Consider the following 17,275-nt stretch of genomic DNA (forward strand, 5'->3'; position numbering starts at 1 on the left):
TTGATTGGGAGAGAGTTAGCATCCTAATGTTCCTCAAAAGCGATGAAGAACTGGACTTGTGTAGCTTAACGGGTACCTCTCCGCGGGGGTTACAGAAAATATTATTTACTTTCTCCTAAATCCCTGCTGGCTAACTATATAACTTATCGGTATGCCCGAATTTTTCGTAATTGACATCGTTCTGCCAAAAAGCTCGGCAGGTTGTGCGCAGCTCTTTCAGAAAGCTAGGGTCATGCTTGAGCGTGCGCCACTCTCCAAGACCTAGCCGCTCGCACAGTTTGTAGAAATTGTCGCCTTGTCCCTTCGAGCCTTCTACTTTTACCAAACAGCTCAGCAAAGGACGGCCGGCATGATACTCGGCTTCCGACAACTCCGCCAGTAGTTCGTTGAGGCGGGCTTTCTCGTGTGATATATCAAGGTTGAAACCAAGCTCTGCTTCTTGCACCAGATTTAGGTAGCTAGTAGTGCCTACTTGATGACGGGAAAAGCGAATGAGATGGTTGCGAAGGCGACTGATCATGCGCAAAAGGTGGGTTTATGTAGGGAAATAGGACCTAAAACACTGGTCAAGATAGAAATCCTGCGCAGTAACCCTGTCATGCACCAAAACTATGCCGCCGAGCTTTCGCTTTATTTGGCCAGCTTACGCCGCGCCATCTCCTTCTGAATCAGTAGAAACTCACGGCTGCTCTGGCCTGCAATGGCTGTATTTTCGTTGGCGCGCCGCAACAGATAGGGCATTACTGCTTCCACTGGGCCATAGGGTACATACTTGGCTGTGTTATAACCGGCGTCAGCCAAATTATAGCTCAAGTTATCGCTCATGCCATAAAGCTGGGCAAACCAAATGCGTTGGTCACCAGGGCGCAGGTTATGTTCTTGCATCAGCTCAGTGAGGAGCAGGGAGCTAGCCTCATTGTGCGTGCCAGCACAGATGCTGATGCGCTCAACATGTTCTACGCAGTAACGCAAAGCTTCGTCGTACAGCTCGTCGGTGGCTGACTTCGTTGGGTTGATCGGGTTCTGATAGCCACGCTGCGTAGCTACTCGGCCTTCCTTTTCCATATAAGCGCCGCGCACCAGCTTGCCGCCTAGGTAGTAGCCTTCGCGCTCGGCTACTTCGGCGGCGGCTTTGATTGCATCAAGGCGGTCGTGGCGGTAGAGCTGGTAGGTGTTCCAGACGATAGCCGACTCGCGGTTGTAGCGTGCCATCATCTCGTACGTCAAGTCGTCGATGGTTTGTTGGAACCAACTTTCCTCGGCATCCACAAATACCCGTACGCCGTACTGATGTGCCCGTGCGCAGATGGCATTTACGCGGTTCTTGGAGCGTTCGAAGCTAGCTTGTTCGGTTTGGGAAAGCGGTTTGCCTGCTTGCACTTTTTCCAAGATGCTGCTTTCGGCTACACCTGTTACTTTAAAAACCGAAAAAGGAATGTGCGTGGAGCGATGCGCCATGTCGATGGTGCCCAGAATCTCTTGGCAAGTAGCATCGAAGCTTTTATCGTTGCCTTCCCCTTCTACGGAGTAGTCGAGGATGGTGCCGATGTGGTAGCGACCGAGCTCTTCAATTACGGGCAGACATTCCCGAATTGTTTCGCCCCCGCAAAACTGCCGAAAGATGGTTTGCTTGATGGCAAACTTGACGGGAAGATTCCACTTCAGTGCAAAGTTCATCAGGCCACTTCCGGTCTTGACGAGGGAGTTACTATTCATGGCCGCAAATAGCGCGTACATGCGGCGTAGCTCGCCGTCTGATTTGCCCGCGAAGGCAATGGCAGTGTTATCGAAGGAAATAGCAGGAGCCTGGGTTGCGGGCATACTAAAAGGAGCTTAAGAGAACGTACGGCGACGCGAAGATAGCCAGCCAGCGGCAGTTTGGGTGCTAGGTCTGGTACACTTACTGAGCCGGCGGATACTATTCCCTAACCGCTTTCTTATACGTAAAATTCCGCCTAACGGCTGCTCCTGGAAGCTAGTACTTGAGTCTCAGCCCCTACGCGCTACTGCCGACGGTAACGGTAGACGAAACCGTCTGCGATGTTATCCTTTAGCGTAAGCTGATCGTTATTCAGCTCAATGTACTGCGGCGTGTAGCGCACGCCCTGGGCAATGTAAAAGATGAGCTTCGCCGAAGGACTATCGCCGGGCTCGGTGCTGCGTCGCACCGAGTACTGCCGCGTGTCCACCACTTTGCTCTTGCTGTAAACGTTCATGGTACTATCCGCCATAAATTCCAACTCGGAAGTGCCCGTTGCAACGTCTGTAGTGGTGCCGGCAATGCCTCCACTTGTTTGGTATAAGTCCCACCGGCCGACAAGCCCGGTGCTCTTCGGGGCCACAGTGTCTTTGTCTTTCTTACAACCCGCCGTAACAACGGCAAATAAGAGAAAGAAAGCGTAAAGAAGGGATGAGTACTGTTTCATAGTAAAAGACTGACAAGCTAGAGACAGGCGTGTTTTTGCTGAACGTGAAAATAGAGGTACGTCAGCGGCTTATAGGGATGACTGAGAACCGACGCGTAAGGTTGCAGGTGCCTATTAAGTTGCTACCTAGGTCTGGTTCAAGGGTATAAGAACAACCCCGGGCTGCGAAAAAGAGTTTGCAAGCTACACCGAGCTAGGTTGGCAATTGGTAGGGGCTTGGTAGGAAGAACTTCAATCCGTGCTGTAGAAATAAGCTGCTTTAAGCGGAACCCGTTACTTTTGCCTCGCATCCGGCTCCGGATGACGTTCTGTTTCGCAAAAGCACTTTCTATTGAACGCTCCGCTTTCTTTCGGTTCCGACGCGCTGCCTACCTTGGCAGCATTACTTCGCCAGCCCGCCGTAAGCCGTGTGTTGGTGTTAACCGATTCCAATACTGCCCGGCTCTGTTATCCGCTGCTCCAGCCGCACCTGCCCGACGATCATAAGTTGATTGAAATTCCGGCTGGCGAAGAGCACAAGACGCTCTCGACCTGCGAAAACGTGTGGAATTGCCTCACAGAGTACCGCACTGACCGCTTTGGGGTGCTAGTAAACCTAGGGGGCGGCGTAGTGACGGACCTAGGGGGCCTGTGCGCGGCGCTGTACAAGCGTGGTATCCGGTGCATGCAGGTGCCCACTACGCTGCTGGCCCAGGTTGATGCCAGCGTGGGCGGCAAAACGGGCGTCGACTTCCAAAACTTCAAAAACCAACTTGGCGTATTTCAGGAGCCGGCCGGTGTGTTCATCGACCCCGTATTTCTGCAAACGCTCGACCCACGCCAACTCAAATCGGGTTACGCCGAAATTGTGAAGCACTGGCTTATTGCTGATGCCGCGGCCTTTGAGGAGCAGCGTCGTCAGGGCATGTTTGTGGAAGACTGGACGCCCATCATTCGTGAGTCGGTGGCTACCAAGCAGCGCATCGTGGAGGCTGACCCGCTGGAGAGCGGCCTGCGTAAGATTCTGAACTTCGGCCACACGGTGGGGCACGCGCTGGAAAGCTTCCTACTGGGGCAGCCTGGCCGAGAGGTGCTGCACGGCGAAGCTATTGCTGCGGGTATAGTGTGTGAGAGCTGGCTAGCGGTGCAAAAAGGCTTACTCAGCCCCGAAGAGCTGGATAAAATCGAAACGTTTATCTTCTCAGTTTACGAGAAAATTCATTTTGTAACGTTCGAAACCGACGCCATTGCCGAGCTCGCTTTGCAAGACAAGAAGAACGTTGGGGCTACCATCAACTGTACATTGCTGCAAGGCATTGGCCACGCCGTATACGATCAACCTGTGACCTTGGCCGAACTGGCCGAGTCGCTCCGTTACTACCATCGCCTGTGAATTCGATCTCTCTGACGCTCCGCTGGTCTGGCGGCCCGCTTAGCGGCACGGCCCAGCTGCCTGCCTCCAAAAGTGAAAGCAACCGCGCCCTCATCATTCAGGCGCTAGCTGGCAGCGGCCACCTCGACAACTTGTCTGACGCCAATGACACGCAGCTTATGCAGCGCCTATTGGCCGATGGTGCCGCCGAAACCCTCGATGCGGAAGACGCTGGCACTGTCATGCGCTTCCTGACGGCCTACCTCGCCGTGACGAACCGCCACGCCTTGCTAACCGGTACTGCCCGCATGAAGGAGCGCCCCATTATGGTGTTAGTTGATGCATTGCGCGAGCTAGGTGCCCAGATCGAGTACGCCGAAACGGAAGGCTTCCCGCCCTTGCGCCTGCAAGGTTGGCAACCCGGACCTACCGCCGATGGCGAGCTAGCGGAACTGAGCGTCCGCGGCGACATCAGCAGCCAGTACATTTCGGCGCTGCTCATGATCGGACCCATGCTGCCCAATGGCTTGCGCGTAAACCTGGTCGGCAAAGTTGGCTCGCGCCCTTACATTCGCATGACCCAGGCTTTGATGCAGCACTTTGGCGCCAATTTTCGCGACCTAGGTACCGTATTGGAAGTGCGCCCCGCCGCCTATCAAGCGGCCGATTACACAATTGAGTCTGACTGGTCAGCGGCAAGCTACTGGTACGCTATGGTGGCGCTTGGGCCCGCTGGGTCGGAAATTACGCTGCCCGGCCTGCGTCAGTACTCCTGGCAGGGCGACCAAGCCATTGTGGGCATTATGGAAAAGCTAGGAGTAGCAACTGAATTTGTGGCCGATGGCGTCCGCCTCACACAAATACCGCCCGCCCCGGAGCTGACCCACGACTTTACCGATTGCCCCGACTTAGCCCAAACGGTAGCCGTGGTAGCCGCTGCGCAAGGCACCAACTTAGTTATGACGGGCTTAGAAAGCCTACGCATCAAAGAAACCGACCGCATTGCGGCGTTACAAACGGAACTAGCTAGCTTCGGGGCTTACTTGCTGGAAGAAGCCGACGAGCATTTCCGCGTCACGGCTGAGAGCTTTCGCGTCGATGGGCAAGAGGTATCCACCTACCATGACCACCGCATGGCCATGGCCTTTGCACCCCTGGCGCTACGTGGCCCCCTAACAATTCAGGACCCGAAAGTGGTGCGCAAATCGTATCCGCAGTTCTGGAGTGAATTGGAGAAAGCCGGTTTCCAGATTGGATAGTTACGGTTTGGCTTAGCGCTGCCATTCCGGGCACGGGGCCGAGTTACCAACCTAGATAATTCAGATTCCTGCCTGTGCTCGGAATGGTAGTTTATAGCTGTAGCTCTCGGAAATACGCCTCGGAGTGCTGTAGTCTGCTGCCGTACCAGCTGAACAGCTCGCCATCGACAACCCGAATGGTGGCGTCTGGACAAATTTCGTCAAACTCCGCCACGTGTTTTTCCTTGAATGGATAGGGCTCTGAAGAGAGAAAAATAGCCTGCGGCGCAGCAGCAGCTAGCTGCTCGCGGGTGACTTCCGGATAGCGGCTTTGCTTCGCAAAAACATTGATGAAGCCTGCACGGCGTAGCATATCATCGATAAATGTACCGTTTGCCGCCACCATGTACGGCTTGCGCCAAATGAAGTACGCCACCGAGACGGGCAAAGCCGTGGGAGCTAGGTTCGTAAAGGACCCAGAAATTACAGTGGCCAAAGCTTCCGCTTTCGCTTGGGTACCGGTGAGCATGCCCACCTGCCGAATCATGCGTAGTGCCTCCTCAAGCGTGCTGATGTCGCTCAGCCAAACCGGGTATTTTTCCGCAAGTTGCTCAATGCCTTGCTGGTAATTTTCTTCCTTGTTGCCGAGGATTAGATCTGGCCGGAGCGCGGCAATTTTTTCGAAGTCAAAATTCTTCGTGCCACCAACGACCGTAGCTTGTTGCCGTGCTTGGCTAGGGTGAATGCAAAACTTCGTTACGCCCACAACTCGCGCCGCCAACCCTAGGTCGAACAGCAGTTCCGTCTGGGAAGGTACCAGTGACACGATGCGCTGCGGTGGAAACGGCACCACTACCCGCCGACCTAGCTGGTCGGTGAGCGTGAGTGGGAGGGAAGGGGTAGGAAGATTCATGCGTAAGAACCTAGCTTGTAAATAGCGTAAGGGCCGGCGTAGGCTAGGTGATATTCATCCTAGCCTACGCCGGCCCTTGCTCAAGTGGGCTAGTTAAACCTTAAGAAAAGTACCGGAAGTCGTGGCCATCTTCAATGCGGAACAGGGTTTCGTAGATGAGCTTAATCACGTTGTCTACGTCGTCTTGGTGCACCGTTTCCACAGTGGTGTGCATATACTTCAGCGGTAACGAGATAAGCGCCGAGGCAATACCCGCGCCGGCGTAGGCGAAGGCATCGGTATCAGTACCGGTAGCACGGGTGGCAGCGGCACGCTGGAAAGGCGTTTCGGTTTCTTCAGCCGTCTGGATGATAAGGTCACGCAGGTTATTCTGCACGGCGGGGCCGTAGGTGATTACCGGGCCTTTACCGCAAGCTAGGTCGCCGGCCGTCTTCTTCTCGTACATCGGCGACTGAGTGTCGTGGATAACGTCCGTGATGATGGCTACGTCTGGCTGAATGCGGTGCGCAATCATCTCAGCCCCGCGCAGACCAATTTCTTCCTGCACGGCATTCACGATGTAGAGGCCGAAGGGCAACTGCTTGCCTTCTTCCTTCAAGCGCCGGGCAACTTCCGCAATCATGAAACCGCCAATGCGGTTATCGAGCGCCCGTCCTACATAGTACTTGTTGTTCATCACCGTAAACTCGTCCTCAAACGTGACTACGGAGCCTACATGCACGCCCATCTCTTCCACCTCCTGCTTCGACGAAGCGCCGCAGTCTAGGAAGATGGTTTCGATGTTCGGTGCTTTCTCTTGCTCGGGCTTGCGCACGTGAATGGCCGGCCAGCCAAATACCGCTTTCACCGTACCCTTCGCCGTGTGAATGTTCACCCGTTTGGAAGGAGCAATGAGGGCATCAGAGCCGCCGTTGCGGCGCAGGTAGATGTAGCCCTCCTTCGTGATATAGTTTACGAAATAGGCAATTTCGTCGGCGTGTGCCTCAATCACGACCTTATACTTTGCATCGGGGTTAATCACCCCAACGGCCGTACCATACGTGTCGACGAAGTACGTGTCTACGTAAGGCTTAAGGTAGTCAAGCCATAGTTTTTGCCCTTCTTTCTCGAAGCCTGTAGGCGAAGGGTTATTCAGGTATTTCTGAAGGAAGTCAAATGATTCTTGACGCATAAATAAAACAGGTAATACAGAGAATGAAAAGTGAGGTCATTAACGATAAAATCGTAGACTGCCTAAAGCGGTACGCGCGACTAAAATTAATGTACTAAAGAAAAACAGGACAGCACCAGTCTCAATATGAATGCACGTCAGCAAACCCGCCAGCATCTGTCCGTACCCAAGCATAAGCAAATTTCCGCCAGCCCAGGCTGCTAGTCCAGTTTTATTTGTTACCCTGGTCGCATCATAGCCCGCTAACAGCTCCACGTTGCCCTCGCGCACCGAACGAGCCAAAACAACGACGAGAGCACCTACCGCAACGAAGATGATAGCTGGAAGAAGATGCATAACCAAGTAAGTAAATCTACAGTGGAATGTTGCCGTGCTTCTTGCGGGGCATCGTATCTACTTTGTTTTCCAGCATTTTGAAAGCCCGAATCAGCTTCTGCCGCGTTTGGGCGGGCACAATTACTTCATCTACAAAGCCGCGGTGGGCCGCCCGGTAGGGTGTGGCAAACTTCTGTTGGTACTCGTCTACTTTTTCCTGAAGCTTAGCTTCGGGGTCTTCGGCCTGCGCAATTTCACGCTTAAAGATGATTTCGGCGGCACCCTTTGCGCCCATTACCGCAATTTCGGCGGTTGGCCACGCGTAATTCATGTCGGCCCCGATGTGCTTGGAGTTCATTACGTCATAGGCCCCACCATAGGCTTTACGGGTAATCACGGTGATGCGTGGCACAGTGGCTTCGCAAAAGGCGTAGAGCAGCTTGGCGCCGTTCGTGATGATACCGCGCCACTCTTGGTCAGTGCCAGGTAGGAAACCAGGCACGTCTTCCAGTACCAGCAGCGGAATATTAAATGAGTCGCAGAATCGCACAAAGCGCGCCGCTTTGGTGCTCGCATTAATATCGAGCACGCCTGCCAACACAGCCGGCTGGTTGCCCACAATACCAATGCTGCGCCCAGCTAGCCTGGCAAAACCAACCACAATATTCTCGGCAAAATTCTGGTGCACTTCCAGAAATGAATCTGTATCAATCACCCCTTGAATGACGTCGCGGATATCGTAGGGCTGGTTAGGGTTTTCGGGAATGATGTTGTTGAGCTCCGGTCGTAGCTCGTCGCCGGCGGGAGTATAGGGGAGGAGCGGAGCGGTTTCCTCACAGTTCTGAGGCATGTAGCTCAACAACTGCTTGATATTGTTGATGCAGACGACTTCGTTAGCACAAGAAAAATGCGTCACGCCACTTTTGGCCGAGTGGGTGCTGGCACCACCTAGCTCCTCGCTGGTTACGTTTTCATGGGTCACCGTCTTCACCACGTTTGGGCCCGTCACGAACATGTAGCTCGTGTCCTCTACCATCAGGATAAAGTCAGTAATAGCGGGCGAATACACCGCGCCGCCTGCACACGGCCCCATCACAGCCGACAACTGCGGCACTACGCCGGAAGCTAGGGTATTCTTGTAGAAAATATCCGCGTAGCCACCTAGGCTTACTACGCCTTCTTGAATACGTGCCCCGCCTGAGTCATTGAGCCCAATCACGGGCGCACCATTCTTCATAGCTAGGTCCATGATCTTCACAATCTTCTCGGCGTGCGTCTCGCTCAAGGAACCACCAAACACGGTGAAATCTTGGGAGAAAACATATACTAAGCGGCCGTTCACGGTGCCATAACCTGTTACCACCCCATCCCCTAAATAATATTCTTTGTCGAGGCCGAAGTCTTTGGAGCGGTGCATCACGAACTTGCCAATTTCCTCGAATGAGCCTTCGTCAAGTAAGAGGTCTACTCGCTCGCGGGCAGTGAGCTTGCCTTTTTTGTGCTGGGCATCTATACGGGCCTGGCCGCCACCGAGCAGCGCTTCGGCGTTCTTGCGTTCAAGAGCTTCAAACTTGTTCAGGTGCGCGTCGTGGTTTGATGGAGACATGCTAGAAGGGTGGGATAAACGAGATTTTCAAAGGTAACCGAAGGATACAAAAAAAGCCGCACCAGATTTTGGGCAGCTTTTTTTGCAATCAGTATGAATATAGGATAGCGTAATGAATTAGCTGAGCTAGCTTTCCTATAATAAAATGAAAAGGCCGGTTCCTGTGAAGGAACCGGCCTTTTCGTATTCAATTGAAGTTATTCACCCTTCTTTCCTTCCGGCGACTCAGGTGCCTCTTCAGGGCGCTCATCGCTGGCTAGGTTGGGGGTTTCACCGCTCTTGCTCACGGCAAAGGTTAGCTCATCTTTGCCTTCTTCATAGTCGGCGGTGATGACGTCACCTTGCGCTACTTGAGCTTTCAGGATTTCTTCCGCAATCGGATCTTCGATGTACTTCTGGATAGCGCGGTTCAGCGGACGAGCACCGTACTTCGGATCGTAGCCTTTCTCTGCTACAAAGTCCTTGGCGGCTTCAGTTAGCTCTACGCGGTAGCCTAGAGCCTGGATGCGGCCCAGCAGCTTCGCCAGCGAGATGTCGATGATGCGGTGAATATCCTTCTTCTCGAGCGAGTTGAAGACAATCACGTCGTCCAAACGGTTCAAGAACTCTGGTGAGAAAGTCTTCCGTAAGGCGTTGGTAATAGTGCCTTTCGTAATCTCATCCATATTCTCGTTCCGAGCTTTGGTGCCGAAACCGATACCAGCGCCGAAGTCCTGCAAGTCGCGGGCTCCAATGTTGGAGGTCATGATGATGATCGTGTTACGGAAGTCAACCTTACGACCTAGGCCATCCGTCAGGATACCGTCATCCAATACTTGCAGCAGCAAGTTGTATACGTCGGGGTGAGCCTTCTCAATCTCGTCGAGCAGGATTACCGAATACGGCTTGCGGCGAATTTTCTCCGTCAACTGACCGCCTTCTTCGTAACCCACGTATCCGGGAGGCGCGCCAACTAGGCGCGATACGCTGAATTTCTCCATGTACTCACTCATGTCGATACGCACGAGTGAATCCTCTTTGTCAAAAAGATAAGTGGCAAGCACCTTGGCTAGCTCTGTCTTACCGACACCCGTTGGGCCTAGGAACACGAACGAACCAATCGGTTTCTTCGGATCTTTCAAACCAACGCGGGTGCGCTGGATGGCTTTCACAAGTTGAGCAATTGCCTTATCCTGACCAATTACTTTGCCTTTCAGCTCATTGCCCATGTTCAGCAATTTCTCGCCTTCGTTTTGAGCAACACGGTTCACGGGGATGCCGGTCATCATGGCAATAACTTCTGCCACGTTTTCCTCTTTCACGGTGTACCGCTTCTTCTTGGTCTCGTCTTCCCAGTTTTTCTTGGCGGTGTCGAGTTGCTCGAGAAGCTTCTTCTCCTTATCACGGAGTTGAGCAGCTTCTTCGTACTTCTGCGATTTCACCACGCGGTTCTTCTCCGTTTTGATATTCTCGATCTGCTCTTCGAGCTTCAAGATATCTTCGGGAACCACGATGTTGTTGATGTGCACGCGGGCACCAGCCTCGTCCAGAATGTCGATGGCTTTGTCAGGCAAGAACCGGTCGCTCATGTAACGATCCGACAGCTTTACGCACGCCTCAATGGCTTTGTCGGTGTACACCACATGGTGGTGATCTTGGTACTTGTCTTTGATATTGTGCAGAATCTCAATCGTCTCTTCTGGCGAGGTCGGATCAACCATTACCATCTGGAAACGACGAGCTAAGGCGCCGTCCTTCTCGATGTACTGACGATACTCGTCGAGAGTGGTAGCACCAATGCATTGAATTTCGCCGCGCGCTAGGGCTGGCTTGAACATGTTCGAAGCGTCGAGCGAACCCGAAGCACCGCCAGCGCCCACGATGGTGTGCAGCTCGTCGATGAACAGAATCACGTCAGGCGACTTCTCCAACTCGTTCATTACAGCTTTCATGCGCTCCTCAAACTGACCGCGGTATTTGGTACCAGCCACCAGCGAAGCGAGGTCGAGCGTAACAACACGCTTGCCGAACAGCACGCGTGAAACTTTCTTTTGAATGATGCGCAGAGCTAGGCCTTCAGCAATAGCTGTCTTACCAACACCAGGCTCACCAATCAGGATGGGGTTATTTTTCTTGCGGCGGCTCAGAATCTGAGCTACGCGCTCAATTTCCTTTTCACGACCTACAATGGGGTCGAGCTTGTCTTCCTCCGCTAGCTTCGTAAGATCACGGCCAAAGTTGTCGAGCACCGGAGTGCGCGATTTTTCGCCTGGCTTCTTGGCAGCCGCGCCGCTGCCACCGGCACCACCGCGACCGGCGTTGCCACCAAACAGGCGGTCGTTGTCGTCGTCATCGGCCTCGGGGCCCGACGTGGGATTATTAGCGGCATTGCCGTGATAATCCAGCGAGTCACGCACAGATTCGTAGTTCACGTTGAATTTGCTAAGGATTTGAGACGAAATATTGTCTTCGTCGCGCAAGATCGATAGCAACAGATGCTCTGTGCCGATGATCTCACTCTTGAAGATTTTGGCTTCGAGATAGGTAATCTTGAGGACTTTCTCGGTTTGCTTGGTCAGCGGGATGGAGCCCGTAATGCTGGTACCTTGCGTAGCCGTATTGCGCGTGGCTTGTTCTAAGGCGTACTTCAGCTCCTCTACCGATACACCCAGTTTCTTGAGTAATCCAATAGCAGTGCCTTCGCCTTCGCGAATCATGCCCAATAGCAAATGTTCGGTACCGATATAGTCGTGCCCAAGCCGGATGGCTTCCTCCCGACTCAGGGAGATGACCTCCTTGACACGATTTGAGAATTTAGCTTCCATGCAGATAAGGTAGTGAAGAAAAAGGGAACCCCGCAAGTACGCCGGAGCGATTTTCGAGCGGGTTGGGCCGATACAACCTGAAAACAGGATAAGTCGGGCGAAGGTTCGGGGCGGTGGTGAAGCTACACGAGAAATCCACCGGCGGCTGGGCCTTGCATGAAAAGCAGGTCCAGGATGCTTAAGTGGGGTACAAAACGTGCGCCAAAGGACTGTTGGTAGGGTCGAACCCTGTCAGAGCCGGACGTCCTGTCAGGTTCGGAGTCGGAAACACCTTTTGGTGTCAGCCAATCGCGCCGGTCGCGCACGGCTGTGAGGTCATAATGCGGGTGGTACTCGGTGGTAAATTCCACGGGAATTCGCATCCGAAGGCAACGCAGATAAAAATACAAAAGCGCTAGGTTAAGGTCAAATAAGAGCGGAATCTTCTTTACGTAAATATCACGGAGATAGTCGGCGTAAAATTCAAAATAAGGAGTGCCCCCGTACGCAGTCTGAAGCGTGCGCCAATGCTGATGCACCCAGTTCTGCCGATAGTCGATTTCCAGTTCTGTTATTCCAACTTTCTCGCTTCGATTTCCATCCACAACTGGCACCGTGAGCGGCTTAACGCCCTGTGCCGTCAAGATCAAGCAGCGGTTACGATACGTTTGCTTGCGGTAGTGCTCTTTACTTTCTACTAACAACGAATCGGCCCCTACAAGTTCGGCGAAAAACGTTGCTGGCGGGTGGTACTGGGCTTCAAATAAAACGGGCATTGTATTGTTTACGGGTAAATGAGGAGCTTTGCTAGTCAACCTAGCTTTTTCTTGCGTGAACTCGACGCCACCGTCACCAAGAAGTGCCAACAAAGAAAATGTCATTTCGCCCTGTGGGAGAAATAGCACTTGCTTCTGGGGAGGGGGTGGTACCTTAGTGCCCACTCCTTCTCTTGTCAGGAGAAAGAATGTTCTTTTCTTGCATTGCGTCCTACTTGAGGTGGGTACCGACACTTTGTCTTGTGCCTGTCATATACCTAGGTCATTGTATTTCTATGCGTTTGCTTCCTTTACTAATACTTGCGTTAGTTGCCTCAGTGGCGCGAGCAGCCACTCCACAACTAATTCTCGACGTAGCCCGCTTCCGCAACCAAAACCTGACGGTGAAAGGGGCCGAAGTGGAAATCTACGTGACGGTGCCAACTCAGTCGCTGACGTATAAGCAACGGGCGCCAAAAGCTTTCCAAGCCGCTGCCGTTGTGACGTTGGAAATTTTGAGAGCGGATGGCAAACCTGCTTACCAGGAAACCATCACGCTGAAACCACCCGTGCTCAATGATACTACGGCTGCCATCAAAAACCCGCTTAGCTTTCAGAAGCGTATCGCGTTGCCCGATGGTAGCTACACGTTGCGCGGTCGGGTGCGCGACCAATACCACGCCGGAGTGGAAGGAACTGTCGAGATGCCGCTGGTGCTTCAGTCGACGAGCAAAGGTGCTGCCATGAGCGACCTAGTGGTGCTGGCTCGCCCGGCTGCAAAGTCGCCGGGACAAAACAACTTTACGCGCGGCGGCTACTTGCTGACGCGCGCGCCGGGTGGCCTATACGCCCGCGGAGCAGAGCGGCTCTATTTTTACGCGGAACTCTACCAGGTAACGCAAAGTCAGAAGTTGAGTTTGCGCTATCGGCTGCAGTCGGAGGAAGGAGCTGGTGCCGAGGCAGAAGCGCCGCTCGAACATATCGACCTAGGCCGCGTGACCAGTATTGCCGGAGAGATGCCACTTGGCCCACTCCCAACGGGTAGTTACACGCTCCAAGTGGATGTACTCGATGCCCGCAAGCAAGTTGTAGTCACTCAAACTGCCCGTGTCCGACGCGAAACCGAAACCTTCGCGCCAGCTGGCGCCGTTGCACCCAAATGAGTAACAACGATAAGTCTTTCCCGTGGTATTACCGGCCACTTTTTTGGCTGCTTACGGGCCTAGCTAGCTTACCGCTCTCCGTGCTTTACGTGGTAGCTCGCGGATTATATCTGTTGCTCGCTTACGTTGTGCGCTACCGCTGGAGGGTAATTACCGAAAACCTGCGCAATGCTTTCCCGGAGAAGTCGGAAGCGGAAGTGCAGCGTTTGGCAAAGGCTTTCTACTGGCACTTTGCTCAAGTTATCGTCGAAATCTTGAAGCTACTGACCATTTCGATGGACGAGCTGTACGAGCGTGCCAAGATTCGCAATCCGGAGTTGGCAATAAAAGCTATGGAACAAGGGCGAACGGTGCTTGCAGTAGGGTCACACGCCGGCAACTGGGAGTGGATCCTGTCAACGGGGGCTCTGTACTTTCATGAGCGAGCCCATGGCGTCTACAAGCCGCTGAGTAACAAATTTTTTGAGTATTTCATGAGGCGGTTGCGCACTCGGTCTGGGGCACACTTGGTGCCCATGCGCGACACGCTACGGGATATTATCCGCCACCGTAACCAAGCACGTTGTTTGGCGCTGCTGACGGATCAGGCAGCCGGCCCCGAGGATCAACCCTACTGGACTACTTTCTTGCACCAAGACACCGGCTTTTACACCGGTGCCGACCGACTTGCAGCACGTTTCCAGTGCCCAGTGTTTTACGTGGGCATTCGCCGCGTGCGTCGTGGCTACTACGACATTCTGTTAACTGAAATACACGATGGCCTTACGCCCCTTGATGGGGACGCGCATTTCATCACCGAAGCGTTTGCCCGCCAGTTAGAACGCGACATTCAAGCTGCTCCAGACCAGTACCTGTGGTCGCACCGCCGCTGGAAACACAAGAGAGTGACTGAGTGATTCGGTGAACGACTGCACTCAGTCACTCCTTAAAGATACTGCTCAATATCACCAGCGCCTTGACGGATGATATCGAAGTCTTCGTTGGTGCAATCGACTACCGTGCTGGCGATGTTGTTGCCGAAGCCTCCGTCAATCACGAGGTCCACCAGGGAGCGGTACTTCTCATAGATCAGGTCGGGGTCGGTGGTGTATTCGAGCAATTCGTCGTCGTCGTGGATGGACGTAGTCACGATTGGGTTACCTAGCTCCCGCACCAGGCCCAGGCAGATGTTATGATCGGGGACACGGATGCCGACGGTTTTGCGCTTCACGCCGCCGTAGCGTGGGGCTTTAGGGCTAGCTTCAAAAATGAAGGTAAAGGGACCGGGCAGTGCTTTCTTTAGCACTTTATACACGGGAGTTGTGATGCCGTGGGCGTAATCAGTAATATTTCCTAAGTCAGAACAGATAAAGGACAGATTAGCCTTTTCGGGATGAACGCCCTTGATGCGGCAAAGCTTTTCCACCGCTTTAGCATTAAAAACATCGCAGCCCAAACCATAAATCGTGTCGGTCGGGTAGATAATAACGCCACCCTTGCGCAGCACTTCTAAGGCTTGCAGCAAACGGTTTTGGGGCGGATTATCGGGATGAATGCGAAGCAGCGTAGCAGACATAGGGAGAAAGAGCTAAGGAGTGGAGGGAAAATTCTGGCGTGCGGTGCGTATCAGCAGCAGTAGGGGCGAGCAGGCAAGTAAGGACTATTCATTCGCACTTTGTGCTTTTTAGGTTACGATCGGAATCGATTTATGTCTGAAAAGCAACTTCACTGCGACGGGCAGAAAGCTAGGCCTTTAGCAGGCTAACCGCAAAACCCTCGCAGATTAGCGTACTTTTGGCGCTGCAAAAAGTATTGCTGGTCATCCACTTTTCGTTTTCACCGCTTTCTTTCCGAAATGGCCCAACCGCCTCGCATCGATCACAAAGCCAAAGCCCTGCGCCGCCGCAAGCAATATGCCTACGTTACGGGCATCCTAGGCTTGTTCTTGGTCACGTTCTCCTACTACTTCTACCAGGTTTTCTACACCGCCAACGTCGAAACCAAAGGGCAGCCAACCTTCGTGCTCGTGCGCCGGGGCGAGACGGCCAAAGCCGTACTCGACTCCATCGACGCTTCTGGGGTGATTGTCGATAAATTGTCGTTGCACTTCGTGGCGCGTCTCATGAAGTACGACAAGCTCGTGAAGCCCGGCCGCTATGAGCTGAAGGACGGCTACACCAACCGAGAATTGATCAACGACCTGCGTAAGGGCATTCAGTCACCGCTGAAGCTTACCTTTCAGAACATCCGGCTGCGTTCCGACCTAGCTAAGAAGCTCAGCACCACCATTGATGCTCGGCCAAATGAGTTCGACAGCCTGCTCAGTAGCTCCAACTACACGCGTAGCCTAGGTTTCGACACCACGAGCATCCTGACGATGTTCATCCCGAACACCTACGAACTGTATTGGAACACCTCGGCTGACAACCTCATGCAGCGCATGAAGAAGGAATACGAGAAGTTTTGGACGCCCGCCCGCGATGCCAAGCGCGAGAAGCTAGGTCTGACGCGCGCGCAAGTGAGCACCCTAGCGAGCATTGTAGAAGCCGAGCAACAGCAGCACCCCGACGAGCGCCCCCGCGTGGCGGGTGTGTACTTAAACCGCCTCAAACGTGGCATGAAGCTTCAGGCTGACCCCACAGTGGTGTATGCCAACAATGATTTCACTATTAAGCGCGTGCTGAACGTGCACCTAGCGAAAAACTCGCCCTACAATACGTATATGCACAACGGCTTGCCGCCCGGACCCATCAACTTGCCGAGCATTGCTAGCATCGATGCCGTACTCAATCCGGAGCAGCACGATTATCTGTATTTCTGTGCTAAAGAGGATTTTAGCGGGTACCATGCATTTGCTACCAACGAAGCAGCTCACCTCGTCAACGCCCGGCGCTACCAAGCAGCTCTGAACCGAACGGGCATTATGAAGTAAAGAAGTGTTACACGTTGGTCGAGTTAAGGATGAACCTTCACGTACACCAACCACAGAGAGCCCGCTTCGAGCATTTAGAATTTAACACGCAGCGTTCAACACTTAGTACTTCCGAAATGTATTCCCACGACACGCATATCCGCGTCCGCTACGCCGAAACCGACCAGATGGGGTATGTATATCACGGTAATTATGCTGCGTACTTCGAAGTAGCCCGTACGGAGGCATTTCGGCAGCTAGGTATCCGCTACAAAGACTTGGAAGCCGATGGCGTAGGTATGCCGGTAGGGGAATTGCGCACGCGCTTTCGGCGCCCGGCCCGCTACGACGATTTGCTTACCGTGCGATTGTTGCTCCGCCAGCCGGGGGAAGGCACGCGCGTGTTGTTCGAGTATGAAATCTACAACGAAGCCGAGCAGCTGCTCACCGAAGGGCACACGCTCATGGTTTTTGTGAGCACGGCAAACGGTCGGCCGGTGCCCATCCCGGCAGATATTCAGGCGAAGCTAGCTCCCTTCTTCACGGAAGACGAAACGGCTAGCCCCATTGCGCCACCACTTCCCAAACTTTCTGCGGACGCGCCCGCTCCGGCTGCCTTCCTGAAAGACAACGAGCAATGAACAAATAGCCATGCGTAGTTGTC

At 53.6% G+C, this 17,275-nt stretch carries 16 protein-coding genes; 6 read left to right on the top strand and 10 right to left on the bottom strand.

The annotated features are described in order from the left end of the window. Positions 1-130: 130 nt before the first annotated feature. The 3 genes from BXP70_RS15525 to BXP70_RS15535 form a co-directional block, all read right to left on the bottom strand. Entirely contained in the window at positions 131-520 is a 390-nt protein-coding gene (locus BXP70_RS15525; protein WP_086595009.1) for a hypothetical protein, read from the bottom strand. Positions 521-630: 110 nt separating this feature from the next. Next, positions 631-1,821 carry a proline dehydrogenase family protein gene (locus tag BXP70_RS15530; protein ID WP_086595010.1) on the bottom strand — a complete coding sequence of 397 codons (1,191 nt, stop codon included), beginning with the start codon at positions 1,819-1,821 and terminating at the stop codon, positions 631-633. 182 nt (positions 1,822-2,003) lie between these two features. Further along, positions 2,004-2,426, bottom strand: coding sequence for a hypothetical protein (locus BXP70_RS15535; RefSeq protein ID WP_086595011.1), 423 nt, complete (start codon positions 2,424-2,426; stop codon positions 2,004-2,006). A gap of 331 nt (positions 2,427-2,757) precedes the next feature. Here BXP70_RS15535 and aroB point away from each other — a divergent pair, with 331 nt between their 5' ends. Next, the gene (aroB, locus tag BXP70_RS15540) at positions 2,758-3,798 is read left to right on the top strand and encodes a 3-dehydroquinate synthase (RefSeq protein WP_086595012.1); all 1,041 of its coding nucleotides are present in this window, start codon (positions 2,758-2,760) and stop codon (positions 3,796-3,798) included. Beyond that, a complete protein-coding gene (locus tag BXP70_RS15545; protein ID WP_086595013.1) occupies positions 3,795-5,036 on the top strand; it encodes a 3-phosphoshikimate 1-carboxyvinyltransferase in 1,242 nt (413 codons plus the stop codon). The genes aroB and BXP70_RS15545 overlap by 4 nt, the downstream gene beginning before the upstream one ends. 91 nt (positions 5,037-5,127) lie before the next feature. On the opposite strand, the gene BXP70_RS15550 is transcribed toward BXP70_RS15545, so the two are convergent. The 6 genes from BXP70_RS15550 to BXP70_RS15575 all read right to left on the bottom strand — a co-directional run bounded on the left by BXP70_RS15550 (position 5,128) and on the right by BXP70_RS15575 (position 12,579). Beyond that, positions 5,128-5,928: an ABC transporter substrate-binding protein gene (locus BXP70_RS15550; protein WP_086595014.1), complete on the bottom strand. Its 801-nt coding sequence runs from the start codon at positions 5,926-5,928 to the stop codon at positions 5,128-5,130. Between the two features lie 100 nt (positions 5,929-6,028). After that, positions 6,029-7,099: a M42 family metallopeptidase gene (locus BXP70_RS15555; protein ID WP_086595015.1), complete on the bottom strand. Its 1,071-nt coding sequence runs from the start codon at positions 7,097-7,099 to the stop codon at positions 6,029-6,031. A gap of 39 nt (positions 7,100-7,138) precedes the next feature. Beyond that, positions 7,139-7,435, bottom strand: coding sequence for a hypothetical protein (locus BXP70_RS15560; RefSeq protein WP_143436521.1), 297 nt, complete (start codon positions 7,433-7,435; stop codon positions 7,139-7,141). Positions 7,436-7,451: 16 nt separating this feature from the next. Next, positions 7,452-9,020, bottom strand: a complete 1,569-nt coding sequence (locus BXP70_RS15565; protein WP_086595017.1) for an acyl-CoA carboxylase subunit beta — start codon at positions 9,018-9,020, stop codon at positions 7,452-7,454. 197 nt (positions 9,021-9,217) lie between these two features. Beyond that, positions 9,218-11,824 (bottom strand): ATP-dependent Clp protease ATP-binding subunit, encoded by a 2,607-nt coding sequence (locus tag BXP70_RS15570; protein ID WP_086595018.1) that lies wholly within the window; start codon positions 11,822-11,824, stop codon positions 9,218-9,220. A gap of 122 nt (positions 11,825-11,946) precedes the next feature. Further along, positions 11,947-12,579: a WbqC family protein gene (locus BXP70_RS15575; protein WP_086595070.1), complete on the bottom strand. Its 633-nt coding sequence runs from the start codon at positions 12,577-12,579 to the stop codon at positions 11,947-11,949. Positions 12,580-12,854: 275 nt separating this feature from the next. Here BXP70_RS15575 and BXP70_RS15580 point away from each other — a divergent pair, with 275 nt between their 5' ends. Continuing rightward, positions 12,855-13,721 carry a hypothetical protein gene (locus BXP70_RS15580; RefSeq protein ID WP_143436522.1) on the top strand — a complete coding sequence of 289 codons (867 nt, stop codon included), beginning with the start codon at positions 12,855-12,857 and terminating at the stop codon, positions 13,719-13,721. Further along, positions 13,718-14,617 carry a lysophospholipid acyltransferase family protein gene (locus tag BXP70_RS15585; protein ID WP_086595020.1) on the top strand — a complete coding sequence of 300 codons (900 nt, stop codon included), beginning with the start codon at positions 13,718-13,720 and terminating at the stop codon, positions 14,615-14,617. Before BXP70_RS15580 ends, BXP70_RS15585 begins: the two co-directional genes overlap by 4 nt. 29 nt (positions 14,618-14,646) lie before the next feature. On the opposite strand, the gene BXP70_RS15590 is transcribed toward BXP70_RS15585, so the two are convergent. Then, positions 14,647-15,276, bottom strand: a complete 630-nt coding sequence (locus tag BXP70_RS15590; protein ID WP_086595021.1) for an L-threonylcarbamoyladenylate synthase — start codon at positions 15,274-15,276, stop codon at positions 14,647-14,649. A gap of 279 nt (positions 15,277-15,555) precedes the next feature. Between BXP70_RS15590 and mltG the strand changes: the two genes are divergently transcribed. After that, positions 15,556-16,632 (top strand): endolytic transglycosylase MltG, encoded by a 1,077-nt coding sequence (gene mltG, locus BXP70_RS15595; RefSeq protein ID WP_086595022.1) that lies wholly within the window; start codon positions 15,556-15,558, stop codon positions 16,630-16,632. Positions 16,633-16,748: 116 nt separating this feature from the next. Beyond that, entirely contained in the window at positions 16,749-17,252 is a 504-nt protein-coding gene (locus tag BXP70_RS15600) for an acyl-CoA thioesterase (protein ID WP_086595023.1), read from the top strand. The last annotated feature ends 23 nt before the right edge of the window (positions 17,253-17,275 follow it).

This window comes from Hymenobacter crusticola, from assembly GCF_002154225.1.
Taxonomy (GTDB): Bacteria; Bacteroidota; Bacteroidia; order Cytophagales; family Hymenobacteraceae; genus Hymenobacter; species Hymenobacter crusticola.